Origin of the sequence: Burkholderia territorii (assembly GCF_001718335.1) — a bacterium.
Lineage (GTDB): Bacteria > Pseudomonadota > Gammaproteobacteria > Burkholderiales > Burkholderiaceae > Burkholderia > Burkholderia territorii.
Map to the genome: position 1 here is coordinate 3,275,807 of NZ_CP013366.1, position 22,303 is coordinate 3,298,109.

The 22,303-nt window shown below is 69.1% G+C and carries 22 protein-coding genes; 12 read left to right on the forward strand and 10 right to left on the reverse strand.

Annotated features, from left to right (window positions below):
- Positions 1–149 precede the first annotated feature (149 nt).
- The 4 genes from WS51_RS25595 to WS51_RS25610 all read right to left on the reverse strand — a co-directional run bounded on the left by WS51_RS25595 (position 150) and on the right by WS51_RS25610 (position 4,353).
- On the reverse strand, positions 150–1,457 hold the full coding sequence (locus WS51_RS25595) for an MFS transporter (protein ID WP_069229928.1): 1,308 nt from the start codon (positions 1,455–1,457) through the stop codon (positions 150–152).
- Positions 1,458–1,646: 189 nt separating this feature from the next.
- Positions 1,647–1,958, reverse strand: a complete 312-nt coding sequence (locus tag WS51_RS25600) for a high-potential iron-sulfur protein (RefSeq protein ID WP_069229929.1) — start codon at positions 1,956–1,958, stop codon at positions 1,647–1,649.
- Positions 1,959–2,105: 147 nt separating this feature from the next.
- Positions 2,106–3,215 carry an NAD(P)/FAD-dependent oxidoreductase gene (locus WS51_RS25605; protein ID WP_059504511.1) on the reverse strand — a complete coding sequence of 370 codons (1,110 nt, stop codon included), beginning with the start codon at positions 3,213–3,215 and terminating at the stop codon, positions 2,106–2,108.
- Between the two features lie 157 nt (positions 3,216–3,372).
- On the reverse strand, positions 3,373–4,353 hold the full coding sequence (locus tag WS51_RS25610; RefSeq protein ID WP_059448473.1) for an AAA family ATPase: 981 nt from the start codon (positions 4,351–4,353) through the stop codon (positions 3,373–3,375).
- Between the two features lie 228 nt (positions 4,354–4,581).
- Here WS51_RS25610 and WS51_RS25615 point away from each other — a divergent pair, with 228 nt between their 5' ends.
- The 8 genes from WS51_RS25615 to WS51_RS25650 all read left to right on the forward strand — a co-directional run bounded on the left by WS51_RS25615 (position 4,582) and on the right by WS51_RS25650 (position 12,760).
- Positions 4,582–5,301 carry a nitroreductase gene (locus tag WS51_RS25615; protein ID WP_059504589.1) on the forward strand — a complete coding sequence of 240 codons (720 nt, stop codon included), beginning with the start codon at positions 4,582–4,584 and terminating at the stop codon, positions 5,299–5,301.
- Between the two features lie 146 nt (positions 5,302–5,447).
- Complete coding sequence (locus WS51_RS25620; protein WP_059504507.1) at positions 5,448–5,936, forward strand: hypothetical protein; 489 nt, start codon at positions 5,448–5,450, stop codon at positions 5,934–5,936.
- Between the two features lie 5 nt (positions 5,937–5,941).
- A complete protein-coding gene (locus WS51_RS25625; RefSeq protein ID WP_059448471.1) occupies positions 5,942–6,757 on the forward strand; it encodes an endonuclease/exonuclease/phosphatase family protein in 816 nt (271 codons plus the stop codon).
- A gap of 435 nt (positions 6,758–7,192) precedes the next feature.
- Positions 7,193–7,963, forward strand: a complete 771-nt coding sequence (locus tag WS51_RS25630) for a ferredoxin--NADP reductase (RefSeq protein ID WP_059448470.1) — start codon at positions 7,193–7,195, stop codon at positions 7,961–7,963.
- 415 nt (positions 7,964–8,378) lie between these two features.
- Entirely contained in the window at positions 8,379–9,194 is an 816-nt protein-coding gene (gene rqpS / locus WS51_RS25635) for a quorum system sensor histidine kinase RqpS (protein ID WP_059504505.1), read from the forward strand.
- Positions 9,195–9,201: 7 nt separating this feature from the next.
- Positions 9,202–9,858: a response regulator transcription factor RqpR gene (gene rqpR / locus WS51_RS25640; RefSeq protein ID WP_059448468.1), complete on the forward strand. Its 657-nt coding sequence runs from the start codon at positions 9,202–9,204 to the stop codon at positions 9,856–9,858.
- A 197-nt stretch (positions 9,859–10,055) separates the two neighbouring features.
- Positions 10,056–11,462, forward strand: coding sequence for an amino acid permease (locus WS51_RS25645; RefSeq protein WP_059448467.1), 1,407 nt, complete (start codon positions 10,056–10,058; stop codon positions 11,460–11,462).
- A gap of 272 nt (positions 11,463–11,734) precedes the next feature.
- On the forward strand, positions 11,735–12,760 hold the full coding sequence (locus WS51_RS25650; protein WP_069229930.1) for an XdhC family protein: 1,026 nt from the start codon (positions 11,735–11,737) through the stop codon (positions 12,758–12,760).
- Positions 12,761–12,850: 90 nt separating this feature from the next.
- On the opposite strand, the gene WS51_RS25655 is transcribed toward WS51_RS25650, so the two are convergent.
- From WS51_RS25655 to fliE, 6 genes are all read right to left on the reverse strand, one after another.
- Complete coding sequence (locus WS51_RS25655; protein WP_059504503.1) at positions 12,851–13,585, reverse strand: PepSY-associated TM helix domain-containing protein; 735 nt, start codon at positions 13,583–13,585, stop codon at positions 12,851–12,853.
- Between the two features lie 271 nt (positions 13,586–13,856).
- Positions 13,857–14,177, reverse strand: coding sequence for an EscU/YscU/HrcU family type III secretion system export apparatus switch protein (locus WS51_RS25660; protein ID WP_069229931.1), 321 nt, complete (start codon positions 14,175–14,177; stop codon positions 13,857–13,859).
- A complete protein-coding gene (fliK, locus tag WS51_RS25665; RefSeq protein WP_069229932.1) occupies positions 14,174–15,532 on the reverse strand; it encodes a flagellar hook-length control protein FliK in 1,359 nt (452 codons plus the stop codon). Before fliK ends, WS51_RS25660 begins: the two co-directional genes overlap by 4 nt.
- A gap of 75 nt (positions 15,533–15,607) precedes the next feature.
- Entirely contained in the window at positions 15,608–15,940 is a 333-nt protein-coding gene (locus WS51_RS25670; RefSeq protein ID WP_059448464.1) for a flagellar protein FliT, read from the reverse strand.
- The gene (fliS, locus tag WS51_RS25675) at positions 15,937–16,371 is read right to left on the reverse strand and encodes a flagellar export chaperone FliS (RefSeq protein WP_059448463.1); all 435 of its coding nucleotides are present in this window, start codon (positions 16,369–16,371) and stop codon (positions 15,937–15,939) included. The genes WS51_RS25670 and fliS overlap by 4 nt, the downstream gene beginning before the upstream one ends.
- A 362-nt stretch (positions 16,372–16,733) precedes the next feature.
- Positions 16,734–17,078, reverse strand: a complete 345-nt coding sequence (gene fliE, locus WS51_RS25680; protein ID WP_059448462.1) for a flagellar hook-basal body complex protein FliE — start codon at positions 17,076–17,078, stop codon at positions 16,734–16,736.
- Positions 17,079–17,328: 250 nt separating this feature from the next.
- Here fliE and fliF point away from each other — a divergent pair, with 250 nt between their 5' ends.
- The 4 genes from fliF to fliI are packed head-to-tail and all read left to right on the forward strand — an operon-like array spanning position 17,329 to position 22,303.
- Complete coding sequence (gene fliF / locus WS51_RS25685; protein WP_059504497.1) at positions 17,329–19,092, forward strand: flagellar basal-body MS-ring/collar protein FliF; 1,764 nt, start codon at positions 17,329–17,331, stop codon at positions 19,090–19,092.
- The gene (fliG, locus tag WS51_RS25690; RefSeq protein ID WP_059448460.1) at positions 19,082–20,077 is read left to right on the forward strand and encodes a flagellar motor switch protein FliG; all 996 of its coding nucleotides are present in this window, start codon (positions 19,082–19,084) and stop codon (positions 20,075–20,077) included. The genes fliF and fliG overlap by 11 nt, the downstream gene beginning before the upstream one ends.
- Complete coding sequence (gene fliH / locus WS51_RS25695) at positions 20,070–20,753, forward strand: flagellar assembly protein FliH (protein WP_059448459.1); 684 nt, start codon at positions 20,070–20,072, stop codon at positions 20,751–20,753. Before fliG ends, fliH begins: the two co-directional genes overlap by 8 nt.
- On the forward strand, positions 20,747–22,303 hold the full coding sequence (fliI, locus tag WS51_RS25700; RefSeq protein WP_069229933.1) for a flagellar protein export ATPase FliI: 1,557 nt from the start codon (positions 20,747–20,749) through the stop codon (positions 22,301–22,303). Before fliH ends, fliI begins: the two co-directional genes overlap by 7 nt.

Below are 22,303 nucleotides of genomic sequence, written 5' to 3' on the forward strand. Positions count from 1 at the left end.
GCGCGAGCGGCGAATTCGCTCATCCCGCGCGTGTTTCCTTCTACGAACTAAACAATTCGTACGCGGACGCGAACGATGGCCGCGCCGGTTTCGGGGCCAATGCGCGCATCATTGCAGCTTTCGCAACGATGGCCGCCGCGATGCGGCCGTCAGACCGGCGCGTCGAGATCCGCGCTGCGCGCGGGCACGAACGCGACCGCGACGATCGACAGCGCGAGCCCCGCCATCACGTAATAGGTCGGCGCGAGCGGCGTGCCCGTCGCCTTGATCAGCCATGTGACGATGAATTGCCCGAAACCGCCGAACAGCATCACCGCGACGTTGTACGCGATCGACAGCCCCGTCGAGCGCACGTTGGCCGGGAACAGCTCGGCGATCATCGCGCCGAACGGGCCGTAGTAGCCGGCGAGCGTCACCGACAGCACGGCCTGCACCGCGATCAGCCGCGCGATGCTCGGCGCCGCGTCGAGCCACGCGAACAACGGATACATCAGCGCGAGCGTCAGCACGAGCGACCACAGCGACAGGCCCTTGCGGCCGATGCGGTCCGACCACGCGCCCGCGACCGGCGACAGCACCATCAGCAGCAGGTTGCCGATGATCACGGCGTAGAACGATTCCGCATACGGCAGCTTGAGCTGCTTCACCGCGAAAGTGGGCAGATAGCTGATCAGCACGTAGATCGTCACCGTCAGCGCGATCACCGAACCGAGCCCGCACAGCACCTCGCGCGGATGGCGCGTGAACACTTCGCCGAGCGTCGCGCGGCGTGCGCTTTGCTGCGCGTGCAGGAATGCTTCGGAATCCGCGAGATGACGGCGGATATAGAAACCGATCGGGCCGATCACGAGCCCGAGGATGAACGGTACGCGCCAGCCCCAGCTGCGCAGCGCGTAGTGCGACAGCCCGCGCGTGACGGCCGCGCCGACGAGCGCGCCGATCAGCAGCGCGGCCGCCTGGCTCGCCATCTGCCAGCTGCCGTAGAAACCGCGTTTCGAGAACGGCGCGGCTTCGATCAGCAACGCGGTCGCGCTGCCGAATTCGCCGCCCGCCGAGAAACCCTGCAGCAGGCGGCCGAGCACGATCAGGAGCGGGCCGCCGATGCCGATCGCCGCATAGGGCGGTGCGATCGCGAGCAGGAAGATGCCGGCCGTCATCAGCAGGATCACGAGCGACAGCGCGGCCTTGCGGCCCGCACGATCGGCGTACAGCCCGAACACGATGCCGCCGATCGGGCGCATGAAGAATGCGACGCCGAACGTCGCGGTGGTCAGCAGCAGCGACGAGTATTCACTGGTCGTCGGAAAGAACAGCTCGGCGATCACGACGGTCATGAAGCCGAAGACCGTGAAGTCGTACCACTCGAGCGCGTTGCCGATCACGGCCGCCGCGACTGCCCGCCGGTTCAGCGCACGCTCCGGCCGGACCGTTTTCGTTGAATTCGCAATCGTCGCCATGCGTGCCTCGTCCTCGTGGATTCGCCGTATCGGCCGGCGCGGCGCGGGATGCCGCGGGCGCGCTTGGTGTGCAGCGAGTGTAGAAAGCGACGGAACCGTTTTCAAGCATAAAAAAGCCCGCCATCGTCCGATGGCGGGCGTTTTGCGGTTTTCGCCACATTGCGGCATTGCACGATGCCGCCGCGGACGTCAGCCCATCTTCGAGAATGCGCTGCACCAGCCCTTCCCCGACACCTGCTTGCCGGGGAATGCGCCGCACGGGCCCGATGCCGAGCCCTTCTTGCCCTGGTACAGCATGCAGGCCGCGCAATCCTGGCCCGCTGCGTATTTCGGATACTTCGCCTTGTCGACCTTCGTGGCATCGGCCTTGTAGCCGAGCGCCACCGCGGTCGGGTCCGTTTCCGACAGCATCGGCGCATCGGCCAGCGCTTCGCGCGACAGCGCCAGCGCGGACACGGCGCCAATGCTCGTAATCAGGAAACTCCGACGGGTTGCTTTCATGGGGACTCGCTCCAACGTTATCGGTTTGAAAGCCGTTCTGGCGACGGCGTTCGACAGAATAACGCTCAAGCGGACAAATGTGCGCGCCGAAATGCCGGAGATAAGGGATTTCACACGGGCGGCCCGCACGCGTGCGGGCCGCGTGCGTCATGCACGCGAGGTCATGTCGCCGACACGCTGCGCGAGTGCAAGCGATGCGGTCAGCCCCGGCGATTCGATGCCGAACAGGTTCACGAGCCCGCGCACGCCGTGCTGCGCCGCGCCCTGCACGATGAAGTCGGCCGGCGGCTCGCCGGGCCCCGCGAGCTTTGGCCGGATCCCCGCGTAGGCCGGCTGCAGTGCGTCGTCGGGTAGCCCCGGCCAGTATGTGCGGATCGACGTGTAGAACGCCGGCGCGCGCGCCGGATCGACTTCATAGCGCAACGCATCGACCCACTCGACGTCCGGGCCGAAGCGCGCCTGTCCGCCCAGGTCCAGCGTGAGATGCACGCCGAGCCCCGCGCGATCGGGCATCGGATAGACGAGGTGCGAGAACGGCGCGCGCCCGGACAGGCTGAAATAGTTGCCGCGCGCGAGATAGAGCGGCGGCACCCAGCGCGGGTCGAGCCCGCGCGTGCGGCGCGCGAGCGCCTGCGCGCCGAGGCCCGCGCTGTTGATCACGCACGCGGCCTCGATTTCGGTTGGCGCGTCGCCGCCGGTACGCACCACGAAACGTCCGCCGCGCAGCACGTCGATCGACTCGACCGGCGATTTCAGCGCGCACATCGCGCCGTCGCGCTCGGCGTCGCCGAGCAGCGCCAGCATCAGCTGGTGACTGTCGACGATACCGGTGCTCGGCGAGAACAGCGCCTCCACGCATTCGAGCGCTGGCTCGAGCGTCTGCGCCTCGGCACGCGTGAGCGGCATCAGGTCGAGCACGCCGTTTTCCGCCGCGCGCGCGGCGATCGCCTTCAACTGCTTCACCTGCGCGGCGTTCGTCGCGACGAGCAGCTTGCCCACGCGCCGGTGCGGCACGTGACGTGCGTCGCAGAACTCGTACAGCAGGTCGCGCCCGTGCACGCAGGACGTTGCCTTCAGCGAACCGCGCGGGTAGTAGAGGCCCGCGTGAATCACCTCGCTGTTGCGCGAGCTCGTGCCCGTGCCGATCGCGTCGGCCGCCTCGAGCACGATGGTTTCGCGCCCGCGCGCGGCCAGTTCCCGCGCAATCGCAAGACCGACGACACCCGCGCCGATCACCACACAATCCATCTGCTCCATGACGTTTCGCGTCGCTTGCGCATCAAGGGGAGAGAGGAGAATTGTACGTCCCGGTTCGCCCGCTTGCCGAACGCATCCCGATCGCCCCGCACGCGTCGCGCGATGAACGCGCGTCGCGGCGCGACGCATCCGGGGCGGCGACGCGCGCGCCGCCCGCTCAGAATCCGATCGGCCGGCGCTTCGCCGCACCCTCGTCGGCGCGAATGTCCGACGGTGCGATCACGTCGCGGCCGTCGAGCCGCGCGGCGCCGAACGCATGCAGCAGCGCACGGCGCATCGTGCGCGGCGGCGTCGCGGCGAGCACGTCGAGCGCGTCGTCGTCGAGCGTGTCGGGGAAGCGCCGCCCCCACGCGTGCGACGTGCGGATCTCGTCGTAGATCGTCTGCGCGATCCGGCGCGCGCCGGCCGCGTCCGGCGGCGCGATCTCGTACACGTTCATCCGGTTCAGCAGCGGCTCGGGAATCGCGTGCGCATCGTTCGCGGTCGCGACCCAGATCACGTTGCCCGCATCGATCGGCACTTCGGCGAATTCGTCGACGAACGCGCGCGCGGTGTCGTGCTCGAGCAACGCGTACAGCGCGCCGAGCGGATCGTATTGCGCATCGCTGCCGGCCTTGTCGATCTCGTCGACCGCGATCACCGGGTTCGCATAGCTGCCGTTGACGAGCGCATCGAACACCTTGCCGGGCTTCGCGTTCTTCCATTGCGACGACGCGCCCGACAGGATCCAGCCGGCCGTCAGCGAACTCATCGGCACGTAGTGATACGCGGTGCCGAGCATGTGCGCGAGCGCCTTCGCGAAATGCGTCTTGCCGATACCGGGCGGCCCGAGCAGCAGGATCGGCATCAGTTCGAGCCGGTCGTCCGTCTCGAGGCACAGCGCGACCTGCTTGCGCACGTCCTCGAGCGGCTCGGTGAAATTGGGCAGCGCGTCGCCGAGCTCGTCGAACGACGGCATCCGGTTCGGCTTCACGCAAAAGCGCAGATTGCCCGTCTTGAGCATCCGCTCGTAGGTGGCGCGCAGTGCGTCGCTCGCGCTCTCGTTCAGGTCGTTCAATGCGGTCTCGACCTGCTCGAGGTCGTACACCGTGCTGAAGGATGCCACCGCCAGTTCCTGCTTCACCATCTCCGTCGTCATACCAACCTCGCTACCCGCTGCCGTCACACGATCATCAGACCCTTACGATTTCAGTGTAGCGATCCCGCATCGGCGTGCAAGCAAGCAGCCGCTGCGGTCTGCTGCTAACACCGCGGGCGCGCTGCAGCGCAGCGCCGCGCGGCGTATGATCGATGATTCACCGGCCGCCGCGCCGGCCTCGCCACGGCGCCCGCGCGGCGCCGCGCGCTTCGTTTCGAAGGTATGCCGATGTCCGTCTCCGTTGCCGTCCCGCGCGTCGACACCGATGCGATCCACGCCGTCGACGCCGCGCTCAAGTCGCGCCGCGCGATTCGCGCGTTCCTGCCGACGCCCGTGCCGCGCGACACGCTCGAGGCGATCCTCGAAGCCGCGAGCCGCGCGCCGTCGGGCACCAACATCCAGCCGTGGCGCGTGTACGTCGCGACCGGCGCGACGCGCGACGCACTCGCTGCTGCCCTGAGCGCGGCATACGACGATCCGGCGCGCGACGAGAAATACGTCGCCGAGTACGACTACTATCCGCGCGAATGGGTGTCGCCGTATATCGACCGCCGCCGCAAGGTCGGCTGGGACCTGTACGGCCTATTGAACATCGGTCGCGACGAAAAGGCCCGCATGCACGCGCAGCACGCGCGCAACTTCCGCTTCTTCGATGCGCCCGTCGCGCTGTTCTTCACGCTCGATCGCGTGATGACGCACGGTGCATGGCTCGACTGCGGAATGTTCCTGCAGGGCGTGATGACGGCCGCGCGCGCACGCGGCCTCGACACCTGCCCGCAAGCCGCGGTCGTGCCGTTCCACCGGATCGTCGCCGAGCATCTCGGCATACCGGCCAACGAGTTGCTCGTCTGCGGGATGTCGCTCGGCCATGCCGATCCGGATGCGATCGAGAACCGCCTCGTCACCGAGCGCGCGAGCGTCGCCGAGTTCGCGCGCTTTTTCGCTTGAAAACGCGTGACGCGCACCTACCTTTCGATCAGGACCGGATCGTGCTGCGAACCTGCGGCGACGCATCCTGTCACACGACCGCCCGGATCGATCGGGCGTAAGATGTGCGTCCGTTTCCCGCTACCCCGCGTTTCCGGAGAAGTTTCATGCTGAAACACGGCCTGGCCGTCCTGCTCGCGAGCGCCGCGCTCGCGGCCCATGCGCAGAGCCCCGCACCGGCCGCCGTCGCATGGGAGATCCAGGTGGTGCGCGACGGTCAGACGATCGACACGTTCCAGCAACGCACCACCGTGGGTCAAACCCGAACCGACACGCATCGCTATCCGTCCGCCGTGCCCGTCGGCTGCGGCAATGCCGCGCGCGTCGTGCCGACCGAACGCTCGCGCTCGGTGACGGTCGCGCCGCTCACCGTCGACGACGCCGCGCACACGGTGTCGCTCGCACTCGACGTGCAGGAAACCCTCGACGACGAAAACGCGACGCGCAGCGATCCATGCCTGCCGGCGTCGCCGCGGCAGATCGTCGCGAGCCATCCGGGGCTCGCGGTCGGCGGCGACGCATGGACCGACTGGACGCTCGTCGAGCAGCACCCGCATCTCGTCTACCGCGTGCGCGCGCACGTCGCGAAGGACTGAACGCCATGTCCGCCGACGCCTTGTCCCTGCCGTTCGCCGAACCGCACGCCGCACCCGACGAAATCACCGCGGTCAGCTGGAACCTGCACAAGGGCCGCTCGCCGCTCGGCTTCACCGCATGGAACGCGATGCGCAACTGGATGCAGTCCACGCACGCCGACGTGTATTTCCTGCAGGAAGCGATGGCGCGCCGCATGCCGCGCCCGATGCTCGCGCCCGGCTTCGGCGCGCCGATGGACGACGCGGTCGACGACGTGTGGCACTGCCAGGCCACCGAGATCGCGCAGGCGCTCGACTGGCAGATCGCGCTCGGGCCGAACGTGTTCAAGCCGTCGTGGCGGCACGGCAATGCGATCCTGTCGCCGCATCCGCTCGACCTGGGCGGCCGCTGGGACATCTCCGCGCACCGTTTCGAGCGGCGCGGATTGCTGGTCGCGCGCGCGACGCTCGCCGGCGCGCGGCCCGTCACGCTGCTGTGCGCGCACCTCGCGCTCACGCGCGCGGCGCGGCTGCGCCAGATGCACTGGATCGCGCACTGGATCGTGCGCAACGCGGGCGACGACCCGCTCGTGCTCGCCGGCGACTTCAACGACTGGCGCAACGATTCGGTCGCGCTGTTCGGCGAGATCGGGCTGTCCGAGGTCGCGACGCTGCTCGGCCAGTCGGGCCGCACGTTCCCCGCGTTCTCCCCGGCGCTCGCGCTCGACAAGATGTTCGTGCGCGGGCTCACGCCGCTCGAATGGCAGGCGCCGTCCGGCGAAACCGCGTGGCTGTCGGACCACCTGCCGTATATCGCGCGGCTGCGCCTCGATCCGCAGTGACGCGGCAGCGCGGCCGCTCGATGCACGCGAGTGGCGGCTTGCCCGCTTCGCGCCGCTGCCCGCCACGAGTTGCCTGCCGATCCTGCCGCAAATCGCTGGCGTCTAACCCGTCGCGGCGATCGCGCCCGGCCCGAACGGCTTCATGATTTGGCCGCCGTCGCTCGCGGGCCGGCGCAGCTGCTGCGCGAAGCTCGCCGCCGATCGATGAAAGCCGATTGCAAGGTTTCGTTGCGCCAAATCCGCGCGGCCGCTCGGGTCAAGCCCGCATCTGCCCCAAGCAGGGTAAAATAACCAGTTCGTCAATCGTCTGTCATCGAGAAGGCGCGTGTCCGACGCGCCGGCCGGCCGATCCGCGATCGGGCCGACGCACTCGTTTTTTTTGCCCGTTTTTGGGCCCGTTACACGCGTTAGCGACGCGCGTCCGTTTTCAAAGCCATGAGCAAATACGACACCGCCACCGTCCAATCCGTCCATCACTGGACCGACACGCTTTTCAGCTTCACCTGCACCCGTGAGCCGAGCCTGCGCTTCAACAACGGTGAATTCACGATGGTCGGCCTCGAAGTCGACGGCAAGCCGCTCGCGCGTGCCTACTCGATCGTCAGCCCGAACTACGAAGAGCACCTCGAATTCTTCAGCATCAAGGTCCAGAACGGCCCGCTGACGTCGCGCCTGCAGCACCTGAAGGTGGGCGACTCGGTGCTGATCGGCAAGAAGCCGACCGGCACGCTCGTCGTCGACAACCTGCTGCCGGGCAAGACGCTGTGGATGCTGTCGACCGGCACGGGCCTCGCGCCGTTCATGTCGATCATCCGCGACCCGGAGATCTACGATCGCTTCGACAAGGTCATCCTGACGCACACCTGCCGCCTGAAGGGCGAGCTGGCGTACATGGACTACATCAAGCACGACCTGCCGGGCCACGAATACCTCGGCGACATCATCAAGGAAAAGCTCGTCTACTACCCGACGGTCACGCGCGAGGCGTTCGACAACGAGGGCCGGATCACCGACCTGATCGCGACGGGCAAGCTGTTCACGGATCTCGGCGTGCCGGCGTTCTCGCCGGAAAACGACCGCGTGATGCTGTGCGGCAGCACCGCGATGCTGAAGGACACGACGGATCTGCTGAAGCAGGCCGGCCTCGTCGAAGGCAAGAACAGCGCGCCGGGTCACTACGTGATCGAACGCGCGTTCGTGGACTGATCGAACCCCGAATTTGTGCCGCATCAAGAACCGGAGCAAAAGCTCCGGTTTTTTTTCGTCGCTACTTGGCGAATTCGTAACAAAGCACGATCATTCCATGTCAAATCGTTACATTTGGATACGCGCGACGCGGGCACTTTCGTGTCGGTATTTTTCCTACAACAGCTTCACTCCGATTATTCACATTTACCCTTAAATGTCCGCCTGACATGACCTTTTCAGAATTTTTGAGATATGATTCGGGCCGCGTGGTCGCCGTTCCAAAGGTCATCGAAGGGTCGGAGTCAAACGTTACAAGATGTAACTTTTGTTACCCGGGCATGGGGCGATTCTCTGGCAGCGACCGTCATCGAAACGGCAGCCGGGCCACGCAGCCAGCCGGTGTCTGAACCGCTTTCTGACAGCAGGGAGAGTCATGGATACGTTGCTCAACGCGCCTACCGGCGCTCATGCCCCGTTCCCTTCGCAGCCGCTCTTACACGGCTGCAACGCAGCCGCACCCACGGCCGAAGCCCTCCCCGAACGCGACACGTCCGCCGCCCGGATCGCGGCGCTGTCCCTCCAGCTGATGGCCGCCGACGAAGCAGCCCGCCGCCATCTCGCCGGCGAACTGCATGACGGGCTCGGCGCCGAACTCACCGCCGCCCGCTTCGCACTCGCAAACGTTCAAACGTGGCTGCCGGCCGATGCGCCGGACGGCTGCCTGCGCGCGCTCGAGCTGGCGCAGCAGGCGCTCGACTCCGCCACCGATGCCAACCGCCGCCTGATCGACGAGCGCGACACGCCGGCGCTCGACGGCGGCGTCGTCGGCGCGCTGTCGGCGTGGGTCGACAGCCACACCGCCCGCACCGGCCTGCGCACGAGCTTCGTCTGCGCGGCCGACGCGCGGCTCACGCAACTCGGCGGCGCCGGTGCGCTCGCGATCTTCCGCGTCGCGCAGGAAGCGCTGTCGAACGTCGCGAAGCATGCGCGCGCGACGTCCGTCGACGTGCGGATCGACACCGACGACTCGCATATGTCCCTGATCGTCACCGACGATGGGACCGGTTTCCGTCATGACCGGCGCGCCGGCTACGGCCTCGCCGGGATGCGCGCACGCTGCGAGGCGTTCGGCGGCAGCTTCGACGCGAGCGCGGCACAAGCCGGCCGCGGCACGCGCGTCACCGCGCGCTTCGCGTGGGACTCGCTGTTCGCGGTGCCGGCGGCCGGGCGCCGCGCGTCGCACTCGTGAGGCCGTCATGAGCCTGAACATCCTGCTCGTGGACGATCACGCAATCGTCCGTCAAGGGATCCGCCACCTGCTGATCGACCGCGGCATCGCGCGCAACGTGACCGAAGCCGAGACCGGCAGCGACGCCGTGGCCGCCGTCGAACGCGAGGCCTTCGACGTGATCCTGCTGGACATCTCGTTGCCGGACACGAACGGCATCGAGGTGCTCAAGCGCATCAAGCGCAAACTGCCGGGCGCGCCGGTGCTGATGTTCTCGATGTATCGCGAGGACCAGTACGCGGTGCGCGCGCTCAAGGCCGGCGCGGCCGGCTACCTGTCGAAGACGGTGAACGCCGCGCAGATGATCGGCGCGATCCAGCAGGTCGCGGCCGGCCGCAAGTACGTGAGCCCGGCGATGGCCGAGGCGCTCGCCGAATACGTGTCGTTCGAGAACGAGCCGCTGCCGCACGAGAAGCTGTCCGACCGCGAATACCAGACGCTCTGCATGCTCGCGTCGGGCAAGCGCCTCACCGACATCGCGAACACGCTGTCGCTGTCGGTGAAGACGGTCAGCGTGTATCGCTCGCGGCTACTCGAGAAGATGCGGCTGTCGAACAACGCGGAACTGACGTTCTACGTGATGAGCAACCGGCTCGTCGACATGGCGCCCGCGTCGGGCGCCTGATTCATCGTCCTCGCGGCGCCGGCCGGCTGCACGCCGTGCCCGGCGCGCGAAACGCCGCACACAAGCGCTTGTTTTATCGGACGATTCCCGCGCGCACCGCTGCGCCGCAGCGGGCCTTCCACGCCAAATCGGCTAAAATTGCGGGTTTTCACTCACTCGGCGCCGCCGGCCTCGCGCGCGCCGGACACTCATCCGCAATGTCCCTCTTCCGCAAGAAAAACGTCGATCGCATGATCGCCGGCGCGCACGGCGCCGGGCTCAAGAAAGCGCTCGGCGCAATCGACCTCACCTTCCTCGGCATCGGCGCGATCATCGGCACCGGCATCTTCGTGCTGACCGGCACGGGCGCCGTGCAGGCCGGCCCCGCGCTGATGCTGTCGTTCGTGATCGCCGCGATCGCGTGCGGTCTCGCGGCGCTGTCGTACGCGGAATTCGCTTCGACGATTCCGGTCGCGGGCTCGATCTACACGTACTCGTACGCGACGCTCGGCGAGCTCGTCGCGTGGATCATCGGCTGGGACCTGATGCTCGAATACGGCCTCGCGGCCTCGGCCGTGTCGGTCGGCTGGTCGGGCTACCTGCAGTCGCTGCTGCAGGGCTTCGGGCTCACGCTGCCGACCGTGCTGACGGCCGCGCCCGGCGCCGTTCCGGGCGTCGTCACGTGGTTCAACCTGCCGGCGTTCCTCGTGATGCTGGTGATCACGACGCTGCTGTCGATCGGCATCCGCGAGTCGACGCGCATCAACAACATCATGGTGTTCATCAAGGTGTCGGTCGTGCTGCTCGTGATCGCGGTCGGCATCTTCCACGTCACGCCGGCGAACTGGAAGCCGTTCATGCCGCACGGCTGGAACGGCGTGTTCGGCGCGGCGGCCGTGATGTTCTTCGCGTTCATCGGCTTCGACGCGGTATCGTCGGCGGCCGAGGAAGTGAAGAATCCGAAGCGCGACCTGCCGATCGGCATCATCGCGTCGCTCGCGGTGTGCGCGGTGCTGTACGTGACGGTCGCGGCGGTCGCGACCGGCATCGTGCCGTCGGCGCAATACGCGAACGTGTCGCACCCGATCTCGTACGCGCTGCAGATCGCCGGCGAGAAGTGGGTCGCCGGCTTCATCGATCTCGGCGCGGTGCTCGGCATGCTGACCGTGATCCTCGTGATGAGCTACGGCCAGACGCGCATCATCTTCGCGATGTCGCGCGACGGGCTGCTGCCGGCGGCGCTGTCGCGCGTGCATCCGCGCTACGCGACGCCGTTCCTGACGACCTGGCTCGTCGGCCTGTTCTTCGGGCTGATCGCCGCGCTCGTGCCGCTGAACGTGCTCGCCGAGCTGATCAACATCGGCACACTCGCCGCGTTCTCGATGGTGTCGATCGCGGTGCTGGTGCTGCGCCGCACGCACCCTGAACTGCCGCGCGCATTCCGCTGCCCGGGCGTGCCGGTGGTGCCGATCCTCGCGGTCGGCGCGTGCCTGTTCCTGATGCTGAACCTGCAGCCCGTCACGTGGGCCGCGTTCGGCATCTGGCTCGTGATCGGCCTCGTGATCTACTTCCTGTATTCGCGCCATCACTCGAAGCTCGCGCACGGTCGGCACGACGCGCATTGATCGCCGCCGCTGCGCGCGCCCCCGCGCGCAGCGGCACGATATCTCCCTCCCCCGACCGAACCGGTCCGGCCATCGCCCCCCTCGTGCCGCGCACGCCACGCGCCGCCGCGCTCCGCACGCACGCGATCGCTGCCCGATCGTCGTGATTTCTTGCCCGATCGTCCGGATTTGCCCGCGCGGGCTGCACGCTGCCAGCGCGTGCGCGCCGGGCGGTTCATAATCCGGCCATCGAACGACGGCCCGGCGGGCCGTCCGGCAACAGGGACAAGATGATGGAAAGCGTCGATCTCGATGTACTGAAATCCAGCGCGCGCTGGCTCGAAGAAGGGCGCCGCGTGCTGCTCGTGACGGTCGTGAAGACGTGGGGCTCCTCGCCCCGCCCCGAGGGCGCGATGCTCGCGGTGCGCGAGGACGGCCTCGTGGTCGGCTCCGTGTCCGGCGGCTGCATCGAGGACGATCTGATCGCCCGCGTGCATGCGAGCGGGATCGCGGCGGATGCACGCCCGGAAGCCGTCAAGTACGGCGTGACGGCCGAAGAGGCGCACCGCTTCGGGCTGCCGTGCGGCGGCACGATCCAGCTCGTGCTGGAGCCGCTCACGCGCGACAGCGGGATCGCCGCGCTGTGCGCGCAAGTCGAAGCCGGCCGCCTCGTCACGCGCACGATGACGCTCGCGACCGGCCGCGCGTCGCTGTCGCCCGCGCAGGCGACCGACGGGCTCGCGTTCGACGGCGAGCGGCTCGTGACGATCCACGGGCCGCGCTACCGGATGCTCGTGATCGGCGCGGGGCAGTTGTCGCGCTATCTGTGCCAGATCGCGGTCGGGCTCGATTATCAGGTGACGGTCTGCGATCCGCGCGACGAGTACACGGATGCGTGGGACGTGGCGGGCACGCGCGTCGTGCATACGATGCCCGACGACACGGTGCTCGACATGAAGCTCGACGCGCGTTCGGCCGTGATCGCGCTCACGCACGACCCGAAGCTCGACGATCTCGCGCTGATGGAGGCGCTGAAGACGCCCGCGTTCTACGTCGGCGCGCTCGGCTCGCGGCGCAACAACGCCGCCCGGCGCGAGCGGCTGCTCGAATTCGATCTGAGCGAGGCGGAACTGGCACGGCTGCACGGGCCGGCCGGCATCTACATCGGCAGCCGCACGCCGCCGGAAATCGCGATCTCGATCCTCGCCGAGGTCACGGCCGCGAAAAACAACGTATCGCTGCCGACGATCCTGCAGGTCGAGGGCGCGAAGGCCGCGCGCGAGATCGCGGCAAACAGCGGCGCGACCTGCGGCCTCTGAGGCCGCTCGCCGGCGGCGGCGCACGGCCGCGCCGCAGGGCCGCAGGGCCGTCATGCGCCGGCGGGATACCGGCGCGCGTCGATGGCCGAATCAGGCGAGACCCGCGGCAAGCGCCGCCGCGACGGAGCCGGCCACGAGCACGACGCCGACCGTGCGGCGCTTGTTCAGCTCCGTCCACAGCAGCACGCCCGTCAGCGACAACAGGATCAGCGAACCCGCGATCGTGTCCATCAGCAGTACCCAGCCGAGATTCATGCCGACACCGCGATGCAGGTTGTTCAGCGTGGTCAGGAACGTATTGCCGGTACGCTTGACCGATACGTAGCCGTTCCCCACCCAGTATTCCGCCTGCAGGTTCTGGTGCGGACCGAACAGGCCCATCTGCCAGTGCTCCGGTTGCATCACGCGCTTGTCGCCCCAGGCGACGGGCTGCGCGGGCTCCTTGCGCACGCGGCCCGGCCGGCCGTCGAAGTGGAGTTCACGTTGCAGCCACTTCGTCATCGCGGCCGGCGACTTCGGCGCCGGGTCCGGCAACGCGATCTGCAACTGCTCGACCTGCGGCTCGCCGGTCGGGATCTTCAGCGGCGGTGCACGATGGTTGAGCAGCACGCCCGTCACGCCGAACAGCAGCCCGAGCACCGCGCCCCAGAGCCCGACCCAGCCATGCACCTTGCGCAGCCATTTGATGAAGGTCGCGCGACGCGAGCGCTGGCGGCGCGCCGCCAGTTCGGCATCGCTCAGGGGCCGTGCGGCCGGATGCAGCACGGTGACGCCCGCAGGGGGCCTGCCCGCCTGCGGCGGGGCGATCGTGTCGGGCGCGTTCACGCGAGAGTATCCATTCGGTCAAAGCAACGGGCGGCGCACGGAAAACGTGCACCGCCCGGGTAACATGAAAATGAGAATGGATATCATTACACAAATGACGCGACCGCTCAATCCGCTGCTGTGCGGCTGGCGACACACGAAAATTCATCGATAGCCGGCATATCGCGAAAATTGCACGCCAATCCCGGCGAATAGAAGAGAAATGCCGTCCAAATGATCGCGGAAGGCCGAAACGGCATTTCGCAGGAGAAACTGGGGCGCCGACGAACGATCAGCGGCGCAGCGGCGGCAGCGGAAAGCGCGGCGTGGCGTCATCCGGCCCGGGTTCGGTCCGATCGAGCGCGTACAGCCACGCCAGCAGATCCGCGACGGCCTGGTAAAGCTGCGGCGGAATCCGGTCGTCGAGATCGACCTGCATCAGCAGCGACACCATCTCCGGCGCGGTATGCACGTACAGCCCGGCATCGCGCGCACGCGCGACGATCATCTCGGCGAGCAGGCCGTAGCCCTTCGCCACCACGCGCGGCGCGGTGTCGCCGCCCTTCGGATCGTAGACCAGCGCGGCCGCGCGCTTGCGGGACGTCATGCTCATTCCGGCACCTCGCCGTCGGCGCCCGGCGTGCTGCCGCCGGTCGCGCTGCGCGCATATGCTGCGGCGGCCGCCTGCGCGACGAGCGGATCGAAGCCGTCCGGTTCGTCGCCGACCGCACGGATCGACAGTCCGCCGAGCTGCAGCCCCGATCCCTCGAACCGCTGCCGCAGCGCGGCCTCGTTGCGCGTGAGCCGGTCCGCGCCGGCCGAATTCGCGCGCAGCCGCGCGACCAGCTGCGCGCCGTTCAGCACCAGCTCCGCGTCGACCGTGCCGAGCGACGGCAACGTGAGCGTCAGCCGCGTGCGCCATGCGATCCCGCTCCCGGTGTCGTCTGCGCCGCGCGACGCGTGTCCGCCCGGATCGTCGGGCTCGATCGTCCAGTCGAGCCGTGCGCCCGGCCATGCCTCGCCCGCCCAGCGAAACTGGTCGGTCGCGAGCGCATCGAGCTGCTGCCGGACGATCGGCACGGCGGCAGGATGCACGGGAGCCGGTGTCTGCGGATCGGCCGACGCGGCGGCCAGTTCGGCGCGCGCGGGCGTCCAGCGCGCGTCGGGGCGCTCGCCGAGCGGGTCGGTCGTCGCGGTCGCGGTCGCGGTCGTCGCCGCGCCTTGCCGAGCGGCGGCAGCCGCGTTCTGTGCAAGCTCGCGCGGCACCGCACCGCCCGATGCGGCCGGGCCCGGCTGCGTGGCCGTTCGCGCCGCCGTCGGCAGCGGCAGGCGCTGCGCGAGCAGTTCGTCGAGCACGTCGGGCACCTCGTGCTGCGCGGCATCCGGGGCGGGCTGTACCGGCGCGGTCGTGAGGCGCGCCTGCGGCTCGCGCATCAACGCCGCGAGCGGGCGCTGGCCGGCCAGCCACTGCGCGAGATGGGATTCGTAAAACAAACCGCTTTCGCTCACGGCCTGCGCGAGCGCCGCACGCAGCGCCGCGACAGGCGATGCGGCCACCGCATCGCGCGCGGCTGCGACGTCGGACACGGGAGCGGCGGCCGAAGGCATGGCGGCGGATGCAGCCGGACCTGCGGCCGGCTGCCCGTCGGGCGGCACGGCCGCCGCCGCGCCCAATAGCACGGCAGGATCGGCCAGCAGCGGCGTACGCCCGGCGATCACGGGCGTCGCGACCCCGCCCGAGCGGGAGATCGCGTCGAGCACGAGCGCGACATCGGACAGCGCGGTCTGCGCGGACGCCGGCGGCGGCGCCGGCGCGGCCCCTGGCGAAGACGACGACGGCGCGCCGGTGCCCGGCGTGCCGACCTGCACGGCCGCGCCGCCGCCGGCGGGCGCCGTCACGGGGCCGGTCAGCAGGCTGTCGAGGCGACTCGCCAGCAAGGCGGCCGCAACGGAGTCGATACCGGTCATGATCGGAGCCTGCTCACCTCAGCCACATCGTTGCAAATCCGGGCACGCGGCAACCGCCGCCCCGGCAAACGGGCACTACCCGCGAGCGCGGTAGAGATCGGTCAATACCTGGGTGGAGCGCCGCGCGTCGAACAGCGCGGACAGCCGCGCGACGTCCGGGCTCGCGAGATCGCGGATCGCGGCGTCGTCGGCAAGGATGCGGCGGATCAGCCCGAGCTTGCGGCCGAGATCCGCCTGGTCGAGCGCGACGCCCGGATCGGCCTCCTTCAACCCGTCGACGAGACGCAGGAATTCGGCCTGCAACTCCGGCAGCGCGCTCCAGTCCGCGCCGCGCGCCGCGGACAGCATGCGGCCGGACACGGCCGCGAGCGCCTCGTAGCGAGCGAAGTATTCGGCCTTGAGATTCATCGTGCCGCGCCCGCCGCCTGTTGCGCGGTCATGCGCGCGACTTCGGGCGCGATGCCCGTCCACGCTTCCTCGAGCGTCGCGAGCAACCCGTCGACCTCGACCAGCATCGCGTCGCTCGCGTGCATGTTGGCTTCCAGCAGGCGACGGCCGATATACGCGTACAGCGCATCGAGGCGCCCGGCGATCTGGCCGCCCGCGTCGTGGTTCAGCGACGCCTGCAAGCCGCTCTCGACGATCCCGATCGCCTTGCCGATCGCTTCGCCGCGTGCGGGCACGTTGCCTTGCTGCAGGTGCATGCGCGCAAGCGCGATCGCCTGGCGCGCGCCCTGGTACAGCATCGCGATCAGCCGGTGCGGGGAGGCGCCCATCACCCCCGTCTCGACGCCGACACGCGCGTACGCACTGGCTCCAGCGTGTCCTGGGGAAAACATGCGCTTCTCCTTGTGATGCGTTGGCTATGCGGTAGCCGCCGCCCTGCTATGCACGACGCGGCCTTGTTCCAGAGTTATCGGAAGGGAATTGAAAAGCTTTAGGTGCGCGGGCCGCCGGGTGGACGGGCCCGGCGGCGTGTCGCCGGCGCGGGTCCCGGGTGGTCCGTTGCCGGATGCCCGTCGCCGGTGGCTGTCCCCGGATGCCCGTCGCCGGTGGCCGTCCCCGGATGCCCGTCGCCGGTGGCCGTCCCCGGATGCCCGTCGCCGGTGGCTGTCCCCGTATGCCCGTCGCCGGTTGGCCGTCCCCGGATGCCCGTTGCCGGTGGCCGTCCCCGGATGCCCGTCCCCGGATGCCCGTCGCATCAAACCGACATCTGCATGATGTCGTTGTATGCGCTCACGAGCTTGTTGCGGACCTGCAGCCCGAACTGGAAACCGATGTTGGCCTTCTGCATGTCGACCATCACGTCGTTCAGCGACACGTTCGCCGCGCCGACCTCGAACGCCTGCGCCTCGCCGAGCGCGTGCTTCTGGTCGCCGCTGATCTTGTCGAGCGATGCCTTCATCGCGCTCGCGAACGTGCCGGCCGTCGCCGCGCCCGAACCGGCGAGCGCCGCCGTCGGGCTCGCGACCCCGCCGCTCGCCTGCGCGGCCATCGCCTGCATCTGTTGCAACACCGAACCGATTCCGCTGACGTTGGCAGCCATGCTGTCCCCAGACATATGAGAGAAGAAACCCGGACGCACCGGCCGGTCAGGCGGCGCCCCACGACGCGCACCATGCCGGATCGCGAAAAAGGATAGCAGCGCGGCGCGCGCCAAAGCCGCGAAAGTACGGGGGAAACCCCGCTCTTTTCGGTCGATCGGAGTCGGGCGCGGGTCCCGATAATCGCATCGTGTCATTGTCCGTCCGCTCGTCCGAGCGGCTCAGTCGTCCCGCTCCGGAGAAATTCCACGCATGGATTCGCAGGCCAACTCGCTGATCAACCCCGACGCCCGCGCGGGCCTCGCCAGCCCGGTGCCAGGCGCCACCGCGGCCGCCGCGTTGCCGGGAGCAGGCGGCGCCGGCGCGGACTTCGGGTTCGGCGGCTTCGCGGAACGCATCCCCGGCATCACGCGGATGAAGGGCAACCCGAAGCTGCCGTTCGTGATCGCCGTCGCGCTCGCCATCGCCGCGATCACCGCGCTCGTGCTGTGGAGCCGCGCGCCCGACTATCGCGTGCTGTACAGCAACCTGTCGGACCGCGACGGCGGCGCGATCATTACCGCGCTCCAGCAGGCAAACGTTCCATACAAGTTCGCCGACGCCGGCGGCGCGATCCTCGTGCCGTCGAACCAGGTGCACGAAACGCGCCTGAAGCTCGCCGCGATGGGCCTGCCCAAGGGCGGCTCGGTCGGCTTCGAGCTGATGGACAACCAGAAATTCGGCATCAGCCAGTTCGCCGAGCAGGTGAACTACCAGCGCGCGCTCGAAGGCGAGCTGCAACGCACGATCGAATCGATCAACGCCGTGAAGACGGCGCGCGTGCATCTCGCGATCCCGAAGCCGTCGGTGTTCGTGCGCGACAAGGAAGCGCCGAGCGCGTCGGTGTTCGTCGACCTCTACCCGGGCCGCGTGCTCGACGAGGGCCAGGTCCAGGCGATCACGCGGATGGTGTCGTCCGGCGTGCCCGACATGCCGGCCAAGAACGTGACGATCGTCGACCAGGACGGCAACCTGCTGACGCAGACCGCGTCGGCCACCGGCCTCGACGCGAGCCAGCTCAAGTACGTGCAGCAGGTCGAGCACAACACGCAAAAGCGCATCGACGCGATCCTCGCGCCGATCTTCGGCGCCGGCAACGCGCGCTCGCAGGTCAGCGCGGACATCGATTTCTCGAAGCTCGAGCAGACTTCGGAAAGCTACGGCCCGAACGGCACGCCGCAGCAGGCCGCGATCCGCAGCCAGCAGACCAGCACCGCGACCGAACTTGCGCAGGGCGGCGCCTCGGGCGTGCCGGGTGCGCTGTCGAACACCCCGCCGCAGCCGGCTTCGGCGCCGATCGTCGCGGGCAACGGCCAGAACGGCCCGCAGTCGACGCCCGTCAGCGACCGCAAGGACCAGACGACCAATTACGAGCTCGACAAGACGATCCGCCACGTCGAGCAGCCGATGGGCAACGTGAAGCGGCTGTCGGTCGCCGTCGTCGTGAACTACCAGCCGGTCGCCGACGCGAAGGGCCACGTGACGATGCAACCGCTGCCGCCCGCGAAGCTCGCGCAGATCGAGCAGCTCGTGAAGGACGCGATGGGCTACGACGAGAAGCGCGGCGACTCGGTCAACGTCGTGAACAGCGCGTTCTCGACCGTCGGCGATCCGTACGCCGACCTGCCGTGGTGGCGCCAGCCCGACATGATCGCGATGGCGAAGGAAGCCGCGAAGTGGCTCGGCATCGCGGCGGCCGCGGCGGCGCTCTATTTCATGTTCGTGCGCCCGGCGATGCGCCGCGCGTTCCCGCCGCCCGAGCCGGCCGCGCCGGCACTCGCGGCGCCGGAGGATCCGGTCGCGCTCGACGGCCTGCCCGCGCTGGAACAGGCGGACGAGCCCGATCCGCTGCTGCTCGGCTTCGAGAACGAAAAGAACCGCTACGAACGCAACCTCGACTACGCGCGCACGATCGCCCGCCAGGATCCGAAGATCGTCGCCACCGTCGTGAAGAACTGGGTGTCCGATGAACGCTGAAGGCCTGACCAAGAGCGCGCTGCTGCTGATGTCGATCGGCGAGGAAGAGGCCGCTGAAGTATTCAAGTTCCTCGCGCCGCGCGAGGTGCAGAAGATCGGCGCCGCGATGGCCGCGCTGAAGAACGTCACGCGCGAGCAGGTCGAGGAGGTGCTGCAGGAGTTCGCGAAGGAAGCGGAGCAGCACACCGCGCTGTCGCTCGATTCGAGCGAGTACATCCGCTCGGTGCTGACCAAGGCGCTCGGCGAGGACAAGGCCGGCGTGCTGATCGACCGGATCCTGCAGGGCAGCGACACGAGCGGCATCGAGGGCCTGAAGTGGATGGACTCGGGCGCCGTGGCCGAACTGATCAAGAACGAGCATCCGCAGATCATCGCGACGATCCTCGTGCACCTCGACCGCGACCAGGCGTCCGAGATCGCGTCGTGCTTCACCGAGCGGCTGCGCAACGACGTGATGCTGCGGATCGCGACGCTCGACGGCATCCAGCCGGCCGCGCTGCGCGAGCTCGACGACGTGCTGACCGGCCTGCTGTCGGGCAGCGACAACCTGAAGCGCAGCCCGATGGGCGGCATCCGCACCGCGGCCGAGATCCTGAACTTCATGACGAGCAATCACGAGGAAGGCGTGCTCGAAAGCGTGCGCCAGTACGACGCCGACCTCGCGCAGAAGATCGTCGACCAGATGTTCGTGTTCGAGAACCTGCTCGACCTCGAGGATCGCGCGATCCAGATGGTGCTCAAGGAAGTCGAGTCGGAGACACTGATCATCGCGCTGAAGGGCGCGCCGCCCGCGCTGCGCCAGAAATTCCTCGCGAACATGTCGCAACGCGCGGCCGAGCTGCTCGCCGAGGATCTCGACGCGCGCGGCCCGGTGCGCGTGTCCGAAGTCGAGACGCAGCAGCGCCGCATCCTGCAGATCGTGCGCAACCTCGCCGAGAGCGGTCAGATCGTGATCGGCGGCAAGGCGGAAGACGCATATGTCTGATTCCGCGCGCGACCGCGCCGGCACCCTCACCGCGTACCAGCGGTGGGAGATGGCGTCGTTCGATCCGCCGCCGCCCCCGCCGCCGCCCGACGACGCGGCCGCGGCCGCCGCCGCGCTCGCCGAGGAACTGCAGCGCGTGCGCGATGCCGCGCATGCCGAAGGCCATGCGGCCGGTCACGTCGAAGGCCAGGCGCTGGGTTACCAGGCCGGTTTCGAGCAAGGCCGCGAGCAGGGCTTCGAGGCCGGCCGGGCCGAAGCCCGCGAACAGGCCGCGCAACTCGCGGCGCTTGCCGCGTCGTTCCGCGAAGCCGTGTCGAACGCCGAGCACGACCTCGCGTCCGAGCTCGCGCAGCTCGCGCTCGACATCGCCCAGCAGGTCGTGCGCCAGCACGTGAAGCACGATCCCGCCGCGCTCGTCGCGGCCGTGCGCGACGTGCTCGCCGCCGAACCGGCGTTGTCCGGCGCGCCGCATCTCGCGGTGAATCCGGCCGACCTGCCCGTCGTCGAGGCGTATCTGCAGGACGATCTCGACAAGCTCGGCTGGAACGTGCGCACCGACGCGTCGATCGAGCGCGGCGGCTGCCGCGCGCACGCCGCGACGGGCGAAGTCGACGCGACGCTGCCCACCCGCTGGCAGCGCGTCGCCGCCGCGATCGGCAAGGTGAGCGCATGGTGACGCCCGCGCCGACGCCCGAATCGATCCTGCACGACGGCATGACGCCGCTCGAGCGCGAGCTCGCGCTCGCGTCGTTCGGCCCCGAGACTGCGCACGGCTTCGCGCATGACGCGCCGGCGCACGCGGCGCACGCGGCGGATCCCGCGGCCGACACGCCGCGCGCGCCGCACAATCCGCATCTCGCGCACTGGCGCACGCACTTGAGCGGACTCTCCGCCCGCAGCCATCGCGCGCTGCCGCTGCGGCCGTGCGGGCGCCTGACGCGCGCCGCGGGTCTCGTGCTCGAGGCGATCGGCCTGCGCCTGTCGGTCGGTGCCGAATGCACGATCGAATTGCCGCCCGGCAGCACGCTGCCGCATGCGGAAGCGGAAGTCGTCGGGTTCTCCGGCGATCGCCTGTTCCTGATGCCGACCACCGACGTCGCGGGCGTGCTGCCCGGCGCACGCGTGTGGCCGCTGGAGGCCGCACCGGTCGCCGATCCGCTCGCGGGCGCAAAGCGGCTGCCGGTCGGCTGGGAAATGCTCGGGCGCGTCGTCGATGCATCGGGCCGCCCGCTCGACGGCCTCGGCCCGCTCGCGTCGAAAGTCGACGCGCCGCTGTCGGCGCCGTCGATCAACCCGCTCGATCGCGAGCCGATCCACCACGTGCTCGACGTCGGCGTGCGCGCGATCAACGCGCTGCTCACCGTCGGCCGCGGGCAGCGGATGGGCCTGTTCGCCGGCTCCGGCGTCGGCAAGTCGGTGCTGCTCGGCACAATGGCGCGCTACACCAGCGCGGAAGTGATCGTGATCGGACTGATCGGCGAACGCGGCCGCGAAGTGAAGGAATTCATCGAACAGATCCTGGGCGAGGACGGGCTCGCGCGCTCGGTCGTCGTCGCGGCACCGGCCGACGTGTCGCCGCTGCTGCGCATGCAGGGCGCCGCGTACGCGACGTCGCTCGCCGAGTATTTCCGCGACCAGGGCAAGCACGTGCTGCTGCTGATGGATTCGCTCACGCGCTACGCGATGGCGCAGCGCGAGATCGCGCTCGCGATCGGCGAGCCGCCCGCGACCAAGGGCTATCCGCCGTCGGTGTTCGCGAAGCTGCCCGCGCTCGTCGAGCGCACCGGCAACGGGCCCGAAGGCGGCGGCTCGATCACCGCGTTCTACACGGTGCTGACCGAAGGCGACGACCAGCAGGACCCGATCGCCGACTCGGCGCGCGCGATCCTCGACGGCCACATCGTGCTGTCGCGCGCGCTCGCCGAAGCCGGCCACTATCCGGCGATCGACATCGAGGCGTCCATCAGCCGCGCGATGACCGCGCTGATCGACGACACGCATCTCGACCGCGTGCGGCAGTTCAAGCAGATGCTGTCGCGCTACCAGCGCAATCGCGACCTGATCGCGGTCGGCGCGTACGCGCCCGGTCGCGACGCGCAGCTCGACCGCGCGATTGCGCTCTACCCGCGCATCGAATCGTTCCTGCAGCAGGGCTTTCGCGAATGCGCGCCGTTCGCGTCGAGCCTCGACGCGCTCGATGCGCTGTTCGACGTACACGGAGGCTGA